Consider the following 17,065-nt stretch of genomic DNA (forward strand, 5'->3'; position numbering starts at 1 on the left):
AATGGCTGAGCAAAATAAAACAATGACTGTTTCCCCTTATTTCACATTTCTTTTATTACACTCTCTTCAAATTGGAGTAGGCGTGTTAGGATACCAACGAGTTATTGCACAATATGCTGGTTATGATTCTTGGATTTCCCTTATTGTTGCGGGTGTCTTAACTCATATCGTACTGTTTTGTATGTTAAAAATGTTAGATAAAGACAATGATTTGATGACCATTCATACGACATGTTTCGGAAAATGGATTGGAACCTTTTTCTCTATGTGCTTTGCCGCATATCTTCTCTTATTTTGCCTTACTGTGCTTCGTACATATATTGAAGTCATTCAAGTTTGGGTCTTTCCTACAATTAAGCCATGGAAATTAACATTATTATTTTTACTCGTGACGTATTACGTAATAAAAGGCGGCTTCCGCTCTGTAACAGGAATGTGTTTTTGGGGCGTCATAATACCGATTTTCGTACTATTCTTCTTAGTTTTCCCTATGAAATACGCACATGTCCGTAATATTTTACCTATTTTCACCCATTCACCTGCAGACATTCTATATTCAGCGAAAGCATCTGCATTAGAGTTTCTTGGATTTGAAGCAATCCTTATCTTTTACCCACTTATTAAAAAGGGAAAATCACTACATAAATGGGCACATGGCGGGATTGCTTTCACAACTATTTTATATGTAGTACTAGCAATCGTTTCCCTTATGTACTATAGTCAGGGCCAACTGCATCATACAATTTGGCCTACTTTAACAATGCTAAAAATTATTAAAGTCCCATTCATTCAGCGATTTGAATACATTATTATTTTCATCTGGTTTCTTATTATTTTACCTAATCTTTGTTTAACTATTTGGTCTTCTTGTCGTATTAGTAAATACTCTTTTCACATACCATTTAACATTACATTGCCATTGTTTATCGCGACTATATTTGTTTCATCTTTGTTTTTCACAAACAGGGAAAGCATCAATACATTAAATACCGTACTTTCTCAGGCCGGCTTATATATTGTATACGCTTATATTCCAATCTTATTTCTATTCCATTCACTGCGGTGGCGCTTCAAAAATCGTTCAAAAAAAACTTCTCCCTAGGTGTGCTTTAGTCTGATACAATTTTATTAATACATTTGTAAAGGGGACAAGCGAATGAAAAAGTATGTATTTTCTTTACTTGTAGTACTGAGCTTAATTCTTACTGGATGCGGGAGTACTGGTACAAATGAAAAAAAATCTTCTGAATCAAAAGAAGAGCATGACCATGCATCACATACTCAGCAAGCTGACATTCAAGAAAAGACAAAAGGAGTCGACACACTTCCGGCCTTCCTAGACAAACTTGATCCACAAATGAAAGACATCTATACTGTCGCTGGACAAAATGCTGAACTATTGGATTGGATTCCTTGTTACTGCGGGTGTGGTGAAAGTGTAGGACATAAAAATAATAAAAATTGCTTTATTCGTGAAATCAAAAAGAATGGTGAAGTTGTTTGGGATTCCCATGCAACAACTTGTGTAAATTGCTTAGAAATCGCAGTTGAATCTGCTTCGATGAAACAAAAAGGAAAATCAACGCTTGAAATTCGTAATTACATTGATAATAAATATAAAGAAGGATATGGGAAACCAACACCTACGCCAATGCCAAAAGCTTAAAAAACGAGGAAACTCCTCGTTTTTTTCTTTTCATTCACTTTTTTTCTTAACAAATTCTTTCAAGTGTATTTCTCCTCGCTTGTCACACACTATATATAACTCCTCAGTAAGGAGGGTATACAGTGCAAACATATAACGACTATGACAAAGCTCTCTATTACACGTATTGCTGTAATTGGGATAAACTACTCGTTTTAATGGTTCAAACGAGTGATCAACTATTTTCTAAGCGTATTGAACACTTTTTACACGCTTATCAATACAGTAAAGAATTACCAGAAGTTGACAAACAATTGCAGCTCCTATTTCAATATATTGACCATGCATCCCAGAAGTCACATGTAGAAGAAGTAGTAGAGCAAATTCAAATGTAAAATATAGCGCTATTCTCTCTTAGAGAATGGCGCTTTTTTGAACATTTTTATATCAATAAAAGTTTCCTTTTACAAAACTTTTATTGATAAACATATTTTCACTTTCTTTTCTGTACTACTTCATACTATAATTTAGTATGTAACTATTATAAGTGAGGTATAAAATATGGGACGAGAAAAAAAGCAAGAGTATGCTTTATTTACTGCATGGGGAGCTTCTTTTATTGCTACGCTAGGTAGCCTATACTTTTCCGAAATCATGAAATTTGAGCCTTGTGTCCTTTGCTGGTATCAACGTATTTTTATGTATCCATTCGTTTTATGGCTCGGCATTGCTGTAGTAAAAAAAGATTATCGTATTGCAAGTTATTCCTTACCAATTGCAAGTATTGGTGCTTGTATTTCTTTATATCATTATGCAATTCAAAAAGTTTCAGCACTATCAGCTGCAGGAGCAGCTTGCGGACGCGTACCTTGTACAGGAGAATACATAAATTGGTTCGGCTTTGTGACAATCCCGTTTTTAGCTCTTATCGGCTTTATCACAATCGCTATTTGCAGCTTTATTGTAATTAAAAACAAATAAGGAGATGAAAGAATGAAAAAAATGCTTATATTTGGCGGTATTATTATCGCCTTGTTTGCAGCAATTTTCGCTGTAACACAAATGGAAGAAAAAAATGCTTCAACGAGCCAAAAAATTGATAATACTACTAGTCAAACAAACGGTCCTGACTACTATACAAACAAAATTTCTCTTTCAGATCTTCAGAAAAATTTAGAAGAGAAAAAAGAACAAACAGTATACTTTTATCAAACATCTTGCGTTCATTGCCAAAAATTATCTCCTATTGTAGTACCAATGGCTAAAGACTTGAATATCGATATGAAAGTTATGGATATTGAAAAGTTAGATGCTCCTTGGGATGACTATAAAATTAAAGGTACTCCAACAATCATTCATTTTAAAGATGGCAAAGAAGTGAGCCGTATTAGTGGCGAACAACCGAAAGACAAATTAAAAGAATGGCTTGAGCAAACGAAGCAGTAATGAGAAAAGGAAACTCCTTCTACACATGAAATGGGCGTAAAATCCCACACTAATGTATAAGGAGGGGGTTTTATGCCAGAAGTGAAATGCTCTGTTTCCAATTGCTCATTTTGGGGACAAGGTAATTTTTGTCAAGCAAGTGCAATCGTTGTTCAACCTGATGCACAAGAAGCAGGTCAAATTGAAAACAGTTCGTATACAAGCGCTACTTTAACAAACGAGACGCTTGAAAGTTCTGTAACAACGAGTGTAGAAACGTGTTGTCATACATTTAAACCGAAATATTAACACTTATTCCACCTCATATACGTGAGGTGGTTTTTCTTCTTCTCTTCTTGTTTACGTAACCTTTAATTCTCCCTATAATAAAATTAAAAGTTTTTTATGAATATGAAGGTGGAATACTATGGCTAAAACAATTGCAGATATCGCCAAATTAGCTGGGGTTGCAAAAAGTACTGTCTCTCGTTACTTAAATGGTGGCTATGTAAGTAATAAAACAAAAAAGAAAATTGAAGGTATTATTCAAGAAACGAATTTCTCTCCAAATACATTTGCGCAAAGTTTAAAAGCGAAAACAACAAATTTAATTGGCGTTATTATCCCCCGATTAGACTCCTTCGCTACAACAAAAACACTTATTGGTATTGATAATGCTTTACAGGAAAATAACTATCAGATGCTTGTTGCAAATGCGAATCAAAAAATTGAAACAGAAATTCAAGCAATGGAAAACTTTATAAAGCAAAAAGTAGCTGGCATAATTTTATTAACAAAAACTTTAACAAAAGAGCATAAACACATCATCGCTAATTCTACTACCCCTATTTTATTTGTTGGTCAAGAATATGAGAATCAATATTGCCTCGTTCACGATGATTTTGACGCTGCTTATGAGCTAGGAGCATACGTATTATCACAAGGACACCGCCATATCGCTTATTTAGGAGTAGAAAAAGATGATATTTCTGTTGGTGTAAATCGAAAAAATGGTTTTCAAAAAGCCATTGAAAATTTAGAACCTACTTGCATCGTTTCTTACTACGAAACAACTTTCAAAATAGAAGATGCGATGAAACAAGTACAACATATTTTAGATAACAACCGTCCTACTATTATCGTATGTGCTACAGATAATATCGCTCTTGGAGCCATGAAAGTAATTCATTCTAATCACCTTTCCATACCAAATCATATATCTGTAGTAGGATTCGGTGGATATGATATTTCTGAAATGGTACACCCTAGCTTAACGACAATCGCATTTGACTATGAGTATGCTGGTAAGCTTGCTGCTACTTCCCTTTCGCAGCTTGTTGAAAATAAAACAATCCCTAAAATATTACATTCTCGCTATACATTAAAAATTCAAGAAAGCGTTGACAAAATTTAAAGGCGCTTTATAATAAAATTAAAACCGGTTCCACATTTTAAAAACAGGATTTTCACATCACGTCCCTGTTTTTTATTTTAGCTAAAAACGGAACCGGTTCCACAAACTCAAAGTATATAGTAAGGGGGAATTTTTATGGATATGAAACAAATTGCAGCTCAAGTCTTACAGAACATCGGAGGAACAGAAAACATTATTCGCGCTACTCATTGCGCTACTCGCCTTCGTCTTGTACTAAAAGATGAAATAAAAATAAACACGTCAGAAATCGAAAACATTGATGGGGTTAAAGGTGCTTTCGCAACGAATGAGCAATACCAAATTATTTTTGGCACTGGCGTAGTAAACAAAGTGTATGATGAGTTTTCAAAACTAATCGGAATAACTGAACTTGATTCTACGGCATCAAACGATCTTCCTAAGAAAAAAATGAATCCGATTACTCGCCTAGCAAAAACGTTATCCAATATTTTCGTTCCAATTATTCCAGCCATCGTTGCAAGTGGTTTACTTATGGGACTACTCGGAATGTTGAAAGCGTTTAAATTAGTTCCTGGCGATCACCCACTTATCCAATTACTTGATATGTTCTCAAGTGCAGCTTTCGTTATTTTACCTATTTTAATCGGTGTTAGTGCAGCCAAGGAATTTGGAGGAAATATTTTCTTAGGTGCAGTTATTGGTGGTATATTAACTCACCCAAACTTAACGAATCCTTGGACTCTTGCAAACGCAAAACCAACTGTTTTACATTTCCTCGGTATGGATATTGATATGATTGGCTATCAAGGCACTGTTTTACCTATTTTATTATGCGTATACGTTATGAGTACAATTGAAAAAGAACTCCGCAAACGAGTTCCGAACTCTTTAGATTTATTAGTTACACCGTTCTTAACAATTATTATAACTGGCTTTTTATCACTTATTATTATCGGACCAATTGGATATAAAATCGGTGACGGTATTACGTACCTTTTAAATACTATTTATCAATTTGCAGGACCAGTGGCTGGTCTTATATTCGGTGGTCTATATTCAACAATCGTTCTTACTGGCTTACACCATAGCTTCCACGCTATTGAAGCTGGCTTACTTGCTAATAAAGATATCGGTGTCAATTTCTTACTCCCTATTTGGTCAATGGCTAACGTCGCCCAAGGCGGAGCTACTTTAGCAGTTTATTTCAAAACAAAAAACAAAAAAACGAAAGAAATCGCAATTCCAGCAGCAGCGTCAGCATTTTTAGGAATTACAGAACCAGCTATTTTTGGTGTCAATTTAAAGCTTGGTAAACCATTTATTGCAGCTGCTATTGGTGGCGCAATTGGAGGCGCTTACGTTGTTTGGATGCAAGTCGCAGCCAATGCATACGGTTTAACAGGTATTCCAATGCTTACAATTGTTGCACCGCTTGGCATGATGAATGTGATTCACTATGTAATCGGCTTCGCTATTGCAGTTATTACTGCTTTTGTTGCCACTCTCATTTTATATAAAGAAAGTAAATAACAACGAGGTAAAAACCTATGTCGAAATATAAAACAATACTGCAATCCAATAAAGAAGAATTACATTCTTTATATACAATTGCAAATCAAGATTCATGGAAACCGATTTATCATATTCATCCGCCATATGGATTAATGAATGATCCTAACGGTGTATCATACTACAATGATGAATATCATGTTTTTTATCAGTGGTATCCATTTGGCCCGATTCACGGAATGAAACATTGGGGGCATGTAAAATCAAAAGATCTTATTAACTGGGAACGAATGCCTGTAGCCATTATCCCTACCGAAAGCTATGAGTCACACGGCGCATATTCTGGTAGCTCTATTATAAAAGATGGGCTTCTTCACTTATTGTATACAGGGAATATAAAGAAACCTAATGATTCTCGGGATGCTAAACAATGTATGGTAACGATGGATTCTCAATATACGATGACTAAATATAGTAATAATCCTGTTATTGATATGATTCCTGACGGATATACGAAGCATGTACGTGACCCAAAAGTATGGAAAAATAACGATACGTACTATATGTTACTCGGAGCACAACGTGAAAATAAAACGGGTACTCTATTATTATATAAGTCACTAGACCTATACAGTTGGAATTTCCAAGGCGAGGTTAAAACAAATTCAAAAGAGTTCGGATTTATGTGGGAGTGCCCCGACTATTTCCAATTATCAGGGAAAGATATGTTACTCTTTTCGCCACAAGGAATCGAAAAAGACGAAGGGAATTTTCAAAATGTATATAATGTCATATATGCAATCGGAAATTTCGATATTGAAAATTTATATTTCCATATTGATTCGTATTACGAAGTTGATAAAGGTTTCGACTTTTATGCCCCTCAAACTTTAGAAGATCAATCTGGACGCCGCCTTTTATTTGCTTGGGCGGGCTCAAGCGAAATAACATACCCTTCTGATGATTATATGTGGGCTCATTGTTTAACACTTCCACGAGAACTAACGTTAGAAAATAATATATTAAAACAAAAACCAGTTTCAGAACTAACAAAACTAAGAACAACAAAAAAAGAGATTTCAGGTGACATATCAACTGGATTAAACGTACTGGCGACCCTTGGCCATGAATGCTCATATGAATTAATTGTAACTCTTAAAACAGATGATGCAAATAACTTTGGCCTTTCTCTCTTCCATAATGAAGAAGATTCTTTCCCGATTACATTTAACCGTGAAAAAGGAACTGTTTCCATAGACCGAAGCAACTTCCATCACCAATTTGGCGGAGAATATGGATATGAACGCTGTAAAAAAATTGATATTCAAGATACGATAGACCTAAGAATATTTGTAGATAATAGCATCGTAGAAATCTTCTTATATGATGGTTCCACTGTCTTTACGTCTAGAGTATTTCCGCGAAAAGACATGAAACATCATATCGCAATCTTTTCAGATGCAAAACTAAACTTTACAATTACACAATATAAACTTAAAAGAGGGATTATATGAGAAATGTTTTTTGTATAGGTGAATTATTAATTGATTTCGTTTGCCGAAATTCCAATGTTTCTTTAGTAGACGGTACAGATTTCGAAAAGAAAGCTGGTGGAGCTCCCGCTAACGTTGCCGCTGCTATTACAAAATTAGGTGGACATGCTACATTTATGGGACAAGTAGGAAATGATCCATTTGGTGATTTTCTAGAACAAACTTTACAACGTGCTCATGTTGACACTTCAATGCTCATAAAAGATAAACAAACAACGCTTGCTTTCGTATCTATCGATAAAGATGGTGAACGCGATTTTATTTTTATGCGTGGGGCTGATGGTCAATACACCTTTAATAAAATTAATTTAGCAAAAATAAAAAGTAATGATCTAATACATTTCGGTTCGGCAACGGCCTTATTAGCAAGTCCATTAAAAGAAACGTACTTTCAACTATTACAATATGCAAAAGACAATAATCATTTTATTTCTTTTGATCCAAATTATCGAGATGCACTTGTTACTGATGTAGAACAATTTTCTCAAGATTGCCTATCCTTTATAAAACACGCACATTTCGTAAAAGTAAGCCAAGAAGAAGCAACGATGCTTTCTAAAGAGACTGATTTACAAAAATCAGCACTAAGATTATTAAATTACGGGGCTAAAGTTGTAGCTATCACACTTGGAAAAGACGGTACCCTTCTCGCAACAAAAGAAGCTCAAATCATTGTACCTTCTATTTCCATTAAACAAGTAGATACAACTGGTGCTGGTGATGCTTTCGTCGGAGCGATGTTGTATCAAATTTCTAAAAGTGAACAAACGCTTCCTCAAAAATTCACAGATTTAGCCGAGTTTGTCTCTTTTGCAAATAAAGTAGGTGCCATAACATGTACAAACTACGGAGCAATCGCTTCACTTCCATCATTGGCAGAGGTAAAAGCATACGATTAGTCGTATGCTTTTTACATTCCCCTCCAAAAATCATGCATCATAAAAAAGTACAAAATAACAAGAAGGACCGTCCCGCACAAAGTAATGCGCCGGTATATACTCTTCTCCCCTTCCCTCGCTTTAACAAATGCCCAAATAAATCCGAAGAACAATATTAAATCAACATATGGAACATAAAAAGAAAAGACAAGAAACGCATACAAATACACGATAAATAAACAGGTCGTTACTAAGAAAATTTTAAATGCAAATTCACTTTTCATAATGTAACCGCCTCCCCAATCTGTAATGTATTATATTCAGCAAAATCTAATAGTTGCTGTTTCATTTTCCACATCACAAATAAGCTACCGCCTATGTACGGTAGCTATTATGGAACATTATATTTTCGTTTATATATATTACTTAAAATCGAATACGGTAATTGCTCATAACGAATTTTTTCTCCCATTTCATCTACAATATACAAATTGTTTCCTATATAATATGTTCCATCTTTTCGTTTGGAATACACTGCGTATTTTTCATTTGGTAATACCGTTTTCACCTTAGTCAACTGCCCATTTGGCTCTTGCCAATATATATTTAAACGATCAACTAACGTAAGAGTTCCAATTTGTTCTTCTTCTACTTTACGACCATTCCAGCTCACAACACGATAACCAAGCTTATACGCTTCATATTCAGGGCTCGTATGAAAACGAGAAATAATTACTTTCGTTTGCAATTGGACCCGGTCATATAACCACTGTATATCGCGATCATGCATACGAATACAACCATTTGATTCCCGGCTCCCAATCGTTCCTTCACGATTTGTTCCATGAATGGCATATTCCTTTTCGTTAAGGCCGAGCCACCTTGTCCCGAGAGGATTATTCGGTGCACCACCAGGTATTTTTTTACGATGGTACTCTTTATTTTTATATTTATTTATAATACAAAAATCACCTTCAGGCGTCGGGGTACTGGCCCTTCCTGTCGTTACTGGAAATGTTCTAGTATAGTTTCCATCTTCAAAAAAAGAAAGCTGATTCGTCGTAAGATTAACTAATATTAAATGATCTGTATTAGCAAATACGCTAGCTGGTAGGCAGAAAAATAGGATTACGATAAACCAGACTTTTTTCATCTAAATCCTCCCTAGCACTAACATCATGAAAAATACAATTAACTTTACTTTGCTCTTATAAATGAAAACTATCCATTCACAATTACTCCACCATTTACATGTATCATCTGTCCCGTCACATATGCCGAATCACTAGACGCCAAATATACATATGCAGGCGCTAATTCATACGGCTGACCAGGTCTTTGCATAGGAACATTGCTCCCAAACTGTGATACTTTTTTCTCATCAAAACTAGATGGAATAAGCGGTGTCCAAATTGGTCCTGGTGCAACACCATTTACACGAATTCCTTTTTGTACTAACGACTGAGATAACGATCTTGTAAAAGCGACAATTGCTCCTTTCGTTGCAGAATAATCAATCAACGTTTCATTTCCTTCATACGCAACGATAGATGCTGTATTTATAATTACATCCCCTTGCTTTAAATGAGAGAGCGCTGCTTTTGCAACATGAAAATAAGAAAAAATATTAATACGGAACGTTTTTTCTAACTGTTCCGCTGTAATATACTCTAGTCCTTGCTGCGGATATTGCTGTGCGACGTTATTCACAAGAACATTTAAGCTCCCCAGCTGCCGGGCGGTCTCTTCCACAATATCTTTACAATGTTGTTCAATACTCAAATCCCCCGGCAGTAATACACAATCCACGCCTTCTTTTTCAACAAGTTGTTTCGTCACATTTGCATCTTCATCCTCGTCTAAATAAGCAATCGCAATATTTGCTCCCTCTTTTGCAAAAGCGATGGACACAGCTCGTCCAATCCCACTATCTCCCCCTGTAATTAATACATTCTTTCCTTTTAATTTTTCGCTTCCTTTATAATTTGGATCTTCAAACTTTGGAAGAGGAATCATTAACGATTCAATACCAGGCTGTTTATTTTGATGTTGCGCTGGCATTGTTAAAAAGTTTTTTTGCTGTGGCATAACTTCCTTCAACTCCTTTTCCTTATAATGTGCACAATATCCAAAAGTACTTACACATTAAAAAACGGCAATTCACATGCTTCTTTACGGTTAATATTCGAATTTAAGACATAAAATATGAATTGTTCTAAACTTTTTATGCAAAACTCTTGCAAAATGATTTAAAAACGAATATTATATATAACTGTTGTGAAAATCATTCGTAAAAAGAAAGGATGTTTATATGTTTAACCTTTCAAAACATAAAACTTCTATTAAAACTGAAATTATGGCAGGTATTATTACCTTTTTAACAATGGCATATATCATTGTCGTAAACCCTGTCATCCTTGGGGATGCAGGCGTTCCATTTGAACAAGCATTTACAGCTACAATTATCGCCGCTGTTGTCGGAACATTATTTATGGCAATCTTTACAAACTTACCAATCGCAATTGCACCAGGTATGGGGTTAAATGCTTACTTCTCTTACTCTGTTGTAAAAGCACATGAAGGCATGACTTTCGCAATTGCATTCTCTGCTGTATTCGTAGCAGGTATGATCTTAATTTTGTTATCATTTACATCTTTCCGTACAAAATTAATGGAAGTAATTCCTGAGAACTTAAAACATGCACTGACTGCTGGTATTGGTCTTTTTATCGCTTTTATCGGTTTACGCTTAACAGGAATTGTTACAAAACATGATTCTAACTTAGTTGGACTTGGTGATCTTCATTCTCCTCCTGTTTTACTAGCATTAGCTGGACTCGGAATTACAATTGTCCTTATGTCTTTAAATATAAACGGGGCACTATTTATCGGAATGTTATTAACTGGTATTATCGCTTACTTCACAGGGCAATTAACATTTTCAAATGGCGTTACATCAATGCCTGGATTACCAGAAGGAATTATCGTTTCAAATCCAATTACTGCTGTTTCTGATGTAATTAATTACGGATTATACGGCGTTGTGTTCTCATTCTTCCTCGTTACACTATTTGATACAACAGGAACATTACTTGGCGTTGCACAACAAGGCGGATTTATGAAAGACGGAAAGCTTCCAAAAGCAGGACGAGCTCTTCTATCTGACTCATTCTCAGCAACAATTGGAGCTATGTTCGGAACAACACCATCAACAGCTTACATTGAATCATCTGCTGGTGTTGCAGCTGGTGGTCGTACTGGTCTAACAACAATTACAGTAGCTGTACTCTTTGCAGTAGCAGCATTCTTCGGACCTTTAGTGAGCTCTGTTTCTGGCGTTTCAGCTATTACAGCACCATCATTAATCATCGTTGGTAGTCTTATGATGGGTTCAGTTCGATATATCGATTGGGATACGTTCGATGAAGCATTCCCAGCATTTTTAGTAATCTTAAGCATGCCACTTACATCAAGTATCTCAACAGGTATTGCACTTGGATTTATTTCATACCCACTTATGAAAGTGGCAAAAGGACAATTCCGTGCTGTTCACCCACTTGTGTATTTATTCGGAATCTTGTTCGCTTATCAATTAGTTTTCTTACCACATTAAAATCCCTCATAAAGAGGGATTTTTTCATAAATAAAAAAGACTGCAGAGAAATTCTTATCCACAGCCTAATACTTATTTTTGCAAGAACGCCTGCAAATCTGCAAATTGTCTCTTTGCATCTTCATAGCCTTGCTCATATAGATTTTGTAGTTTTGCTGTATCTTTTTCCATACGATCTACTTGAAGCGGAACTTCTGGTCTGATAACAAATAAATTACCCGCTTGTTCTTCTTTTTCAATGTAGTGAAGTGTTTCATTATACACTTCATAACGCGTCAACATCGTATTCACAAGGTTTGGATATTTTTTATAAGCTTTCGCTGCAACCCAACCAAATTTTGATTTTTTCTTCGCATAACCATGATTTCTCGTTAAAATAACGACTGATTTTTCAAATCCATCTTCCTGTGCTTTACGAACTGGAATCGGATCTGAAATCCCGCCATCTAACAATTGCTTACCTCGGTAATTTACTGCTGGTGCAATGAAAGGCAATGAACTAGACGCTTGCAATAAATTTAACGCATCATCATTCGTTCCCTCTTTTTCAAAATAAACAGGTTGTCCTGTTTCACAATCTGTTGTTCCTACAAGGAAACGCTCTGGACTATTAAAGTATGTGTCAAAATCAAATGGGACATGTTTTTCTGGAATTTCATGAAAAATGAAATCCATATCAAATAATTGACGCTTTTTCCACAAGTTTTTATACGATAAATATTGCGGATGTGATGCATAATCAATATTTACTGTCTTATTTCTATTTCTTTGTCTGGAAAGATACGACGCTGCGTGACAAGCACCAGCTGATACACCGATTACATATGGAAAATACAAATCTTGTTCCATAAAGTATTCTAGAATCCCACCAGTATATACACCGCGCATACCTCCGCCTTCTAATACTAAACCCGTATTTTCAAGCATGTTACTCTCTCCTCTTTCTATATATATTGACTCTTTAATTGTTCACTATGTTAAGTATCTTTTTCTATTATATATGAGTTCTTTCAGAAACTATATTCAAAAGGCTTGAAAAATTTTTTCTTCCACTAGTCTGATACACAATAAAAACATTAAATTTTCATACTGTACAAAAAGTAAAATAGAGACTACCTGAAAGGTGGTCTCTATTTTACGCCCTCTGATCAGCAACAATATGAATATCAATATACTTCGTTTGCCTCATAATTTCGTTTACAATAGAACCTTTTCGAATTTCTTCCCATCGTGTTCTTGCCGATTGCCCGAGTAAAACCTGCGTCACTTGTAGTCTTTTCGCGACTTCAATAATAACATCCGCTGGCTTTCTTCCTTTCGCCTCTTCTAACACAAAGCTCGCATCAAATTGATTCGTTAGCGATTTCCACTCTTCAATTGTTTGCTTTTTCCCTGCTGAAATAGAATCTATATTTTCCCTTTCTACGTTTAAGACATACATTTCAGCGTTTAACCGATCTGCCATGCGCCATCCCCGTCTTATTAATTTCTCTGCTGTTGAACTGTATTGTACACAAACGAGAATTTTTTCTTTCACACCGATCGGTTCTATAACAGTTTGGCTAATTTTCTCATCCATATCATCTGCAACTTCGCGAAGCGATAATTCCCGTAGTGCCCCTAAATTGTTAAGCGTAAAGAAATTTTGTAAGCTTTGTTGAATTTTTTCCTCTTTATATATCTTTCCATCTATTAATCTCTTCCTTAATACCTCGGGCGTTGCATCAACAAGCTGAATTTCATTTGCTTTTTGCAAAATAAAATCCGGAATTCGTTCTCGTACTTTTACATTCGTAATTTGAGCTACAATGTCGTGAACGCTTTCTAAATGTTGAATATTAAATGCTGATAATACAGATATACCGGCATCTAACAATTCCTGCACATCCATGTAACGTTTCTTATTTTTCGACCCGGGAATATTACTATGCGCAAGTTCATCCACAACAACAATTTGTGGTGCCCGCTTTATAATTCCTTCTACATCAAGTTCATAAAATACTTTTCCTTTATAATCTATTTCTTTTAAAGGAACTTTTTCTAAATCAGCAATTGCTTCTTCCGTCTCTTTTCTACCGTGTGTTTCAATTAAACCAACTACAATATCAATACCGTCTTTTTTCATCTCTCTTGCATCAAATAGCATTTTATAACTTTTTCCTACTCCTGGAGCCGCTCCTACATATAGCTTTAACTTCCCACGATTTTGTTGACGAATGTATTCTAAATACTCTTCTGGTGTTCGCCTTTGAAACGTCGGTTTATAGTCATCCGCATACAAAACACTCACAACCTTTCTTTCGAAACAACACTACCTCAATCCGTTAGATTGAGGTAGCACTGTTACTATTTCATTAATTTCTGTAATTCTAAATTTAACTTTAAGACGTTCACGCGATCTTCTCCAAACAAGCCAAGTGCAGCACCTTCCGTTTGATCCTTAATCAATTGATCCAGCTTTTCTTTCGGAATATTCGTTAATTTCGAGATGCGATCTACCTGCACAGAAGCCGCTTTTGGACTAATGTCAGGATCAAGCCCTGAACCCGAATTCGTCACTAAATCTATCGGTACTTCTGTAACTGGAATGGTTGGATTTTGTTTCTTCCAGTCTTCAATACTTTTCTCAACTCGTTTTGCTAAATCTGGATCAGACGGTGCATAGTTATTTGAACCAGATGCTTCTGCTTTATATTCTATACTAGAGACACGTCCATGAAAATAACGTGGGTCTGTGAAATTTTGACCGATTAATTTTGAACCAACTATTTCATCTTTATCATTATATATAAGACTTCCATCCGCATTATCCTTCATTACCGCTTGCGCAATACCAGTTACAATAAGCGGGTATACAAGGCCACACAAGACTAGAAATGTAAAAGTAATACGAATAATTGGTGAAAGTATACTTTGTTTTTTCGCCATCTTTTTTCCCCTCTTCCTTATATGAACAAGCCGACAATCATATCAATTACTTTAATTCCAATGAACGGAACGATCACTCCGCCAAGTCCGTAAATGAGTAAGTTTCGACTAAGTAGTGCATTAGAACTCATTGGTTTATACGCAATACCTTTCATCGCTAACGGAATGAGTAACGGAATAATAACTGCATTAAATATTAATGCTGATAAGATTGCTGAAAGCGGTGATGTTAATTTCATAATGTTTAATGCTTCCATTTGCGGAATTGCTAATGTAAACATCGCTGGAATGATAGCAAAATATTTCGCAATATCATTCGCAATACTAAACGTCGTTAACGCACCGCGTGTCATTAACAATTGCTTACCGATTCCTACAACCTCAATAATTTTCGTTGGATTCGAATCTAAATCAATCATATTTGCTGCTTCTTTTGCAGCTGTCGTACCACTATTCATCGCTAATCCAACGTCAGCTTGCGCTAATGCCGGGGCATCATTTGTACCATCACCTGTCATCGCTACAAGTTTCCCTTTATCTTGCTCTGCTTTAATAACCGCAATTTTATCTTCTGGTTTACACTCGGCAACGAATTCATCTACCCCTGCTTCCTTTGCAATTGTTGCTGCCGTTAATGGGTTATCCCCTGTACACATAACCGTTTTAATTCCCATTTGGCGCAATTGTTCAAAACGCTCACGCATACCAGGTTTTACTGTATCCTTTAAATAAATTAAACCGTAAATACGATCATCCACTGCAACTACAAGTGGTGTCCCGCCCTCTTTTGAAATTAAATCTGCTTTTTGATTCACATCTTTCGGAATCGTTCCGCCTTGTGATTGAACCCATTCAATCACAGCACCAACAGCACCTTTTCTCACTTTCGTTCCATCCTGTAAATCAACACCGCTCATTCTCGTTTCTGCTTTAAATGGAACAAATTCACCTTGTTCTGCAAGTTCTCTACTATATGATATAGATTTCGTTTGTACATATTCTATAACTGATCGACCTTCTGGTGTTTCATCTAAAACTGAGCTAATCGCAGCCCATTTTCCTACTTGCTCAATCGTTTCATTTCCTACAGGAAGCAGTGTATGTGCCATACGGTTCCCGAAAGTAATCGTACCTGTTTTATCTAAAATAATTGTATTAATATCACCCGCAGCTTCTACTGCTTTCCCTGACATTGCTAGCACATTAAACTTTGTCACACGGTCCATCCCAGCAATACCAATCGCTGATAATAGCCCACCAATTGTCGTTGGAATTAAACAAACTAACAACGCTACAAGTACAGCTGTATCAATTTGAAACCCTAAATAATTTGTAAAAATCGGCAACGTCACAACAACGATTAAGAAAATAAGCGTTAAACTCGTTAATACTGTATTTAAAGCAATCTCATTCGGCGTTTTTTGACGAGCAGCTCCTTCTACTAAAGAAATCATTTTATCGATAAATGATTCACCAGGGTTACTCGTAATGACAATTGTAATCTCATCACTTACGACCATCGTACCGCCAGTTACTGAACAAAAATCTCCACCTGCTTCTTTTATAACAGGAGCTGATTCTCCTGTTATTGCAGATTCATCTACAGACGCTAATCCTTTAATTACTTCACCATCGTTCGGAATCATTTCTCCTTGTTTTACAATAACAACGTCACCTTTTCTCAGATCAGTTGCTGAAACTTGAACAATATCTCCATTTTCTTTTACAACATTTGCAAATACATCTTTTTTCGATTGTTTTAAAGAATCTGCTTGCGCTTTACCACGACCTTCAGCTAACGCTTCTGCAAAGTTAGCAAATAAAACTGTAAATAATAGAATGAGAGAAACTGTTATATTAAACCACCCTGGTACACTACTAGAGCTACTTGGAAGAAAGGATAAAAGTAACGTTATTATAAATCCAATTTCCACAACGAACATAATAGGATTTTTTATCATTACTTTCGGATTCAATTTTGCAAAGGATTGTTTCATCGCATGTGTCACGATATCACGATCCATCGTTTTCGCTTGTCTAACCTCATCTTCTACAACATGTATTTGTGACTCATTCACTTGTTTTTCTTTTACTACTACCGGTCTCATCATTTACCCT

18 protein-coding genes are annotated in these 17,065 nt (G+C 35.8%); 11 read left to right on the forward strand and 7 right to left on the reverse strand.

Going from position 1 to position 17,065, the window contains the following annotated elements; all coding sequences use genetic code 11:
- Window position 1 precedes the first annotated feature (1 nt).
- The 10 genes from CQZ94_RS13665 (at window position 2) to CQZ94_RS13710 (ending at window position 8,427) form a co-directional block, all read left to right on the forward strand.
- Window positions 2-1,102 carry a GerAB/ArcD/ProY family transporter gene (locus tag CQZ94_RS13665; protein WP_105585827.1) on the forward strand — a complete coding sequence of 367 codons (1,101 nt, stop codon included), beginning with the start codon at window positions 2-4 and terminating at the stop codon, window positions 1,100-1,102.
- Window positions 1,103-1,156: 54 nt separating this feature from the next.
- Entirely contained in the window at window positions 1,157-1,666 is a 510-nt protein-coding gene (locus CQZ94_RS13670; protein ID WP_002186740.1) for a PCYCGC motif-containing (lipo)protein, read from the forward strand.
- Window positions 1,667-1,788: 122 nt separating this feature from the next.
- The gene (locus tag CQZ94_RS13675) at window positions 1,789-2,040 is read left to right on the forward strand and encodes a YhdB family protein (protein ID WP_105585828.1); all 252 of its coding nucleotides are present in this window, start codon (window positions 1,789-1,791) and stop codon (window positions 2,038-2,040) included.
- Window positions 2,041-2,206: 166 nt separating this feature from the next.
- On the forward strand, window positions 2,207-2,626 hold the full coding sequence (locus tag CQZ94_RS13680) for a disulfide formation protein C (protein WP_002116351.1): 420 nt from the start codon (window positions 2,207-2,209) through the stop codon (window positions 2,624-2,626).
- Window positions 2,627-2,638: 12 nt separating this feature from the next.
- A complete protein-coding gene (locus CQZ94_RS13685; protein WP_105585829.1) occupies window positions 2,639-3,091 on the forward strand; it encodes a thioredoxin family protein in 453 nt (150 codons plus the stop codon).
- Window positions 3,092-3,163: 72 nt separating this feature from the next.
- Entirely contained in the window at window positions 3,164-3,379 is a 216-nt protein-coding gene (locus CQZ94_RS13690) for a DUF1540 domain-containing protein (RefSeq protein ID WP_002010693.1), read from the forward strand.
- Window positions 3,380-3,497: 118 nt separating this feature from the next.
- Window positions 3,498-4,484, forward strand: a complete 987-nt coding sequence (locus CQZ94_RS13695; protein ID WP_105585830.1) for a LacI family DNA-binding transcriptional regulator — start codon at window positions 3,498-3,500, stop codon at window positions 4,482-4,484.
- A 135-nt stretch (window positions 4,485-4,619) separates the two neighbouring features.
- Window positions 4,620-5,996 carry a sucrose-specific PTS transporter subunit IIBC gene (locus CQZ94_RS13700; RefSeq protein ID WP_105585831.1) on the forward strand — a complete coding sequence of 459 codons (1,377 nt, stop codon included), beginning with the start codon at window positions 4,620-4,622 and terminating at the stop codon, window positions 5,994-5,996.
- Between the two features lie 17 nt (window positions 5,997-6,013).
- On the forward strand, window positions 6,014-7,489 hold the full coding sequence (locus CQZ94_RS13705; RefSeq protein WP_105585832.1) for a glycoside hydrolase family 32 protein: 1,476 nt from the start codon (window positions 6,014-6,016) through the stop codon (window positions 7,487-7,489).
- Window positions 7,486-8,427: a carbohydrate kinase family protein gene (locus CQZ94_RS13710; RefSeq protein WP_105585833.1), complete on the forward strand. Its 942-nt coding sequence runs from the start codon at window positions 7,486-7,488 to the stop codon at window positions 8,425-8,427. Before CQZ94_RS13705 ends, CQZ94_RS13710 begins: the two co-directional genes overlap by 4 nt.
- Before the next feature lie 11 nt (window positions 8,428-8,438).
- Here CQZ94_RS13710 and CQZ94_RS13715 read toward each other — a convergent pair whose 3' ends face one another.
- The 3 genes from CQZ94_RS13715 to CQZ94_RS13725 all read right to left on the reverse strand — a co-directional run bounded on the left by CQZ94_RS13715 (window position 8,439) and on the right by CQZ94_RS13725 (window position 10,494).
- On the reverse strand, window positions 8,439-8,690 hold the full coding sequence (locus CQZ94_RS13715; protein WP_002010684.1) for a hypothetical protein: 252 nt from the start codon (window positions 8,688-8,690) through the stop codon (window positions 8,439-8,441).
- Window positions 8,691-8,797: 107 nt separating this feature from the next.
- On the reverse strand, window positions 8,798-9,559 hold the full coding sequence (locus tag CQZ94_RS13720; protein ID WP_105585834.1) for a L,D-transpeptidase: 762 nt from the start codon (window positions 9,557-9,559) through the stop codon (window positions 8,798-8,800).
- Between the two features lie 68 nt (window positions 9,560-9,627).
- Entirely contained in the window at window positions 9,628-10,494 is an 867-nt protein-coding gene (locus CQZ94_RS13725; protein ID WP_105585835.1) for an SDR family oxidoreductase, read from the reverse strand.
- 223 nt (window positions 10,495-10,717) lie between these two features.
- Here CQZ94_RS13725 and CQZ94_RS13730 point away from each other — a divergent pair, with 223 nt between their 5' ends.
- The gene (locus CQZ94_RS13730) at window positions 10,718-12,019 is read left to right on the forward strand and encodes an NCS2 family permease (RefSeq protein WP_105585836.1); all 1,302 of its coding nucleotides are present in this window, start codon (window positions 10,718-10,720) and stop codon (window positions 12,017-12,019) included.
- A 72-nt stretch (window positions 12,020-12,091) separates the two neighbouring features.
- Here the strand turns inward: CQZ94_RS13730 and CQZ94_RS13735 are convergent, their stop codons facing one another.
- From CQZ94_RS13735 to kdpB, 4 genes are all read right to left on the reverse strand, one after another.
- Window positions 12,092-12,946, reverse strand: coding sequence for a patatin-like phospholipase family protein (locus CQZ94_RS13735; protein ID WP_105585837.1), 855 nt, complete (start codon window positions 12,944-12,946; stop codon window positions 12,092-12,094).
- Between the two features lie 208 nt (window positions 12,947-13,154).
- The gene (gene kdpDN, locus CQZ94_RS13740; protein ID WP_105585838.1) at window positions 13,155-14,309 is read right to left on the reverse strand and encodes a KdpD-like non-kinase potassium sensor; all 1,155 of its coding nucleotides are present in this window, start codon (window positions 14,307-14,309) and stop codon (window positions 13,155-13,157) included.
- 56 nt (window positions 14,310-14,365) lie between these two features.
- Complete coding sequence (gene kdpC / locus CQZ94_RS13745) at window positions 14,366-14,947, reverse strand: K(+)-transporting ATPase subunit C (RefSeq protein ID WP_105585839.1); 582 nt, start codon at window positions 14,945-14,947, stop codon at window positions 14,366-14,368.
- A 17-nt stretch (window positions 14,948-14,964) separates the two neighbouring features.
- Window positions 14,965-17,055, reverse strand: a complete 2,091-nt coding sequence (kdpB, locus tag CQZ94_RS13750; protein WP_142395835.1) for a potassium-transporting ATPase subunit KdpB — start codon at window positions 17,053-17,055, stop codon at window positions 14,965-14,967.
- Window positions 17,056-17,065 lie beyond the last annotated feature (10 nt).

The organism is Bacillus sp. MYb209, assembly GCF_002975175.1.
GTDB lineage: Bacteria > Bacillota > Bacilli > Bacillales > Bacillaceae_G > Bacillus_A.

What these genes read in the sequence shown, in the direction of transcription:
- CQZ94_RS13665 (WP_105585827.1), top strand. Translation starts at nt 2, where the DNA reads ATGGCTGAGCAAAATAAAACAATGACTGTTTCCCCTTATTTCACATTT.
- CQZ94_RS13670 (WP_002186740.1), top strand. Translation starts at nt 1,157, where the DNA reads ATGAAAAAGTATGTATTTTCTTTACTTGTAGTACTGAGCTTAATTCTT.
- CQZ94_RS13680 (WP_002116351.1), top strand. Translation starts at nt 2,207, where the DNA reads ATGGGACGAGAAAAAAAGCAAGAGTATGCTTTATTTACTGCATGGGGA.
- CQZ94_RS13685 (WP_105585829.1), top strand. Translation starts at nt 2,639, where the DNA reads ATGAAAAAAATGCTTATATTTGGCGGTATTATTATCGCCTTGTTTGCA.
- CQZ94_RS13690 (WP_002010693.1), top strand. Translation starts at nt 3,164, where the DNA reads ATGCCAGAAGTGAAATGCTCTGTTTCCAATTGCTCATTTTGGGGACAA.
- CQZ94_RS13695 (WP_105585830.1), top strand. Translation starts at nt 3,498, where the DNA reads ATGGCTAAAACAATTGCAGATATCGCCAAATTAGCTGGGGTTGCAAAA.
- CQZ94_RS13700 (WP_105585831.1), top strand. Translation starts at nt 4,620, where the DNA reads ATGGATATGAAACAAATTGCAGCTCAAGTCTTACAGAACATCGGAGGA.
- CQZ94_RS13705 (WP_105585832.1), top strand. Translation starts at nt 6,014, where the DNA reads ATGTCGAAATATAAAACAATACTGCAATCCAATAAAGAAGAATTACAT.
- CQZ94_RS13710 (WP_105585833.1), top strand. Translation starts at nt 7,486, where the DNA reads ATGAGAAATGTTTTTTGTATAGGTGAATTATTAATTGATTTCGTTTGC.
- CQZ94_RS13715 (WP_002010684.1), bottom strand. Translation starts at nt 8,690, where the DNA reads ATGAAAAGTGAATTTGCATTTAAAATTTTCTTAGTAACGACCTGTTTA.
- CQZ94_RS13720 (WP_105585834.1), bottom strand. Translation starts at nt 9,559, where the DNA reads ATGAAAAAAGTCTGGTTTATCGTAATCCTATTTTTCTGCCTACCAGCT.
- CQZ94_RS13725 (WP_105585835.1), bottom strand. Translation starts at nt 10,494, where the DNA reads ATGCCACAGCAAAAAAACTTTTTAACAATGCCAGCGCAACATCAAAAT.
- CQZ94_RS13730 (WP_105585836.1), top strand. Translation starts at nt 10,718, where the DNA reads ATGTTTAACCTTTCAAAACATAAAACTTCTATTAAAACTGAAATTATG.
- CQZ94_RS13735 (WP_105585837.1), bottom strand. Translation starts at nt 12,946, where the DNA reads ATGCTTGAAAATACGGGTTTAGTATTAGAAGGCGGAGGTATGCGCGGT.
- kdpC (WP_105585839.1), bottom strand. Translation starts at nt 14,947, where the DNA reads ATGGCGAAAAAACAAAGTATACTTTCACCAATTATTCGTATTACTTTT.
- kdpB (WP_142395835.1), bottom strand. Translation starts at nt 17,055, where the DNA reads ATGAGACCGGTAGTAGTAAAAGAAAAACAAGTGAATGAGTCACAAATA.